Origin of the sequence: Paenibacillus camelliae (assembly GCF_023715345.1) — a bacterium.
Lineage (GTDB): Bacteria > Bacillota > Bacilli > Paenibacillales > Paenibacillaceae > Pristimantibacillus > Pristimantibacillus camelliae.
The window spans coordinates 1-296 of the sequence record NZ_JAMBNY010000076.1; the positions used below are offsets into that span (position 1 = coordinate 1).

At 47.6% G+C, this 296-nt stretch carries 1 rRNA gene; it reads right to left on the reverse strand.

From position 1 onward, the window contains the following. Positions 1-240 precede the first annotated feature (240 nt). Positions 241-296 (reverse strand): 16S ribosomal RNA (locus M3180_RS22480); the annotation flags it as partial.

Below are 296 nucleotides of genomic sequence, written 5' to 3' on the forward strand. Positions count from 1 at the left end.
GCTGCTCGGCTTTGTTGGCCGGAAGATGATTATATCATCGTCTAACCTCGCCTTGCAACAGGTATTTACTACCATCTGAAGAATCATTGATCCTTCAAAACTGACAACGAGTGAGCGAACAACTGCCAATTGTTCTACAGAAGCTAAGCTTCCGCTGGAGAACTTACACCCGAAGATCTAAGCTCTCCTGACCCTCAAGGGATCTCATGATCTTCTACTCGGAAGATCGTGTTCTCTTAGAAAGGAGGTGATCCAGCCGCACCTTCCGATACGGCTACCTTGTTACGACTTCACCC